This window comes from Endozoicomonas sp. ONNA2 (assembly GCF_024606365.1).
Taxonomy (GTDB): Bacteria; Pseudomonadota; Gammaproteobacteria; order Pseudomonadales; family Endozoicomonadaceae; genus Endozoicomonas.
Genome location: NZ_JAHHPO010000010.1, coordinates 1 through 1014, shown reverse-complemented (window position 1 = coordinate 1014; position 1014 = coordinate 1). Strand labels below are relative to the sequence as shown.

General features: G+C 42.2%; 1 protein-coding gene. It reads right to left on the bottom strand.

The window, feature by feature from the left end; genetic code table 11:
- Positions 1 to 125: 125 nt before the first annotated feature.
- Positions 126 to 1014 (bottom strand): MATH domain-containing protein (locus KDK14_RS00135; protein WP_257262986.1); only part of this gene is annotated, 889 nt, incomplete at its 5' end.

Here is a 1014-nt window from a genome sequence, read left to right as displayed (position 1 = left end):
AGTACCAGCCCAAGTAGCCAGAAATATACGATTCCATATGGCCAGCTACTTACAACCATGGTTGCTATATCTTGGCTTCATATCTGGCTATTCATTTTCAAAAACTATGTTGGCACAGGATGGAATCAGCGCTTTTTTACGATGGTCTCTATATACATCGTGTCATTTAAAGTGAACCCTTCATCCAGTCTAGATTGTGCCAGGAACAGAGGACAGCCGGAAGCGATGTTGGCATCTTTTATTGGTTTGTGAAAGGAATTTGATGTTGGATCAGGGCGGAAAGAGTCAGTCACATTATCTTTTGGATCTCTCTGATTGATAATTTTAAAAGTAACTATGTGTGAAAATGGCCAAGTCAGTTTAATATCGTTTTCGCCTTTCAATATAGTCAAAAACAAGCTGACATGGGTTTTGTGTCCCCTTCCCTCACCATTCAGGTAGACCTTGGTACACAATTTATAACCACCATTGTGGGTATAGAATATAGGTGATTGTAGTTGTTTTTTTTCTACATAAGACTTGGCTTCGTGCATTTTTTGTGAAAAACCTTCGATTTTCCAGGATAAAGTACCATCTGTGGAAGGAATATATCGTAGGAAACTGGCTGAATGGGTTCTGGTGGTTGCAGGCAAGGCAGCAAGGTTGCCATTCCCAAGCCTTAAAGCGGCAATTTCGTTCTCGAGGCTGGCAATGATACGAGAGTTTCTTGCGTTGCGTTGTTCAAGGACAGCCAGGCGTTGCTGAATTTCAGGTGACATCGAGGCGCTGGAATTGCGGCTATGTTCAGTAGATACCATACTTTGCTTCGGTATTTTTTCTATTATTGATTCCAACTTGGCTACCTGCCTGGCAAGCGTCTTTATGATTTTCGCATCCTCTGAACGAGCGTGGTGCGTCATAGTTAACAGATCTTCCGGAGGAATATTTGAACATGTATCAAGATGATCGAGGATCTCATCAATAGGCCCGTGCCATGGGCAACCAGAATTTTTATAGGTAGTGTTTGAAGGGCAT